The 1,436-nt window shown below is 64.9% G+C and carries 1 protein-coding gene; it reads left to right on the top strand.

Annotated features, from left to right (window positions below; translation table 11 throughout):
- Positions 1 to 1,106 (top strand): hypothetical protein (locus VFZ66_03860; GenBank protein HEX6288297.1); only part of this gene is annotated, 1,106 nt, incomplete at its 5' end.
- Between the last annotated feature and the right edge of the window lie 330 nt (positions 1,107 to 1,436).

Raw genomic sequence — 1,436 nt, 5'->3', positions numbered from 1 at the left:
TCGCGCTCCTGCCGGAGCTGTTCATTCTCGCGCCGCAGGCGCACCAGCTCGTCATCACAAGGATGTCCAGGACCAGGAAAGGCACGTTCACCATCAGCCGAAAACTCGCGAATCCACCGACGGAGGGTCTGGGCATCAATGGTGCCCGCCGCAAGCGCGCGGCGGAGACGGCGGGCCTCCGCGAGGTGCCGTGCGTCCTGAGCGCCGAGGTGGATTGGCTCTCAATCAAGCAGAACCAGCTCATCACCAACGGCTTTCACCAATCCCTGACGCACTTGGAGCTGGCCCAGACGATCGAGCTGCTGTGGCTGGGCCACCAGATTGCGGCGTTTGAAGCCGACGCTGACGAGGATGGCACGCAGACGGCGGCGCTCGTTGCGGCGGCGAGCAGCCCCGCCCGGCAGATCGCGGTGCTGCGCGACCGGCTCTGTGCGGTTTCGGGTTTTCCAAGCCGCGAGGCGTACCTGGGAAGTGGTGCGCATGTGCGCGTCCCCTGGACGACGGTCTTGCAGGCGATCGGGCTGGCGCACATGACCCCGGACCAGCGGAAGCGCCTGCTGAGCCTCCTGGATCTCTCGCTGGAAGCCCAGGAGGCGCTGGCCGGTGTCGACGTGAGCCAGCGGACCTTGCGCGATCTCGCGCAGCGCCCACCGGATGAGCAGCGTGCGCTCATCACGCAGGTGCAGGATCACGCTGATGTCGGCGCGGCGCTGCGGGCGGCACTGACCGCACCGCTGGTGGCCGACGATGACCCACCGCGGACAGGTGACTGGTCGCCGGACACGTTCGCCCACGCCCTGGATGCTCCAACCACCAACGACTCAACCGGCCATGCCACGCTGGATCGCGCGGACGATCGCGCTGATGCAGCGCTGCCGCTCGATGGGGATGCCGATCAGCGATCGACCGTTGTTCCTGATCCGACGCTGGCGATGCCGTTTTCAACCGGACCCGGCCAGCGGCTGACCTCGGAGCGAGGCGGCATTGGCCGGGGATCCACGCCGCCGCCCGGCCTGCATATTGGACTGAAGATCACGCCTTGCAGCTCTCCGGCGCGTTCGAGGCAGCCCTCAAGGTGGTGGATGGTGTCGGACCGAGCTAGCTGACCCTGCACCACACCATCGATCTTGATTCCACTTAACAGCCATATCCTTCTCCGACATCAAATGCTTCTTGTCTGTATGTTTCGTGGAATCCTTCATGATCGATTCGTCTGGTAGCGTGTTGCTCACGCTGTGGGGCTGGAGCCCCTTCGCGGTTCACTGAAGACGGTTCACCGACCGCGTCGGTCGCCTCTGTATGACTTTCTCACATCGACACCGCCACGGCTTCAGCACCTCGTGTCTGGTGGTAGCATTCGGTGGTACACTCGCTTCACCCCCAGCGGGTGGAAGTGAGGTCGGCGATGGAAGAACAGTGGATTGCGGATCGCGCCG

It is taken from the genome of Herpetosiphonaceae bacterium (assembly GCA_036374795.1).
Classification (GTDB): Bacteria; Chloroflexota; Chloroflexia; order Chloroflexales; family Kallotenuaceae; genus LB3-1.
This window is presented reverse-complemented; position numbering and strand designations above follow the sequence as displayed.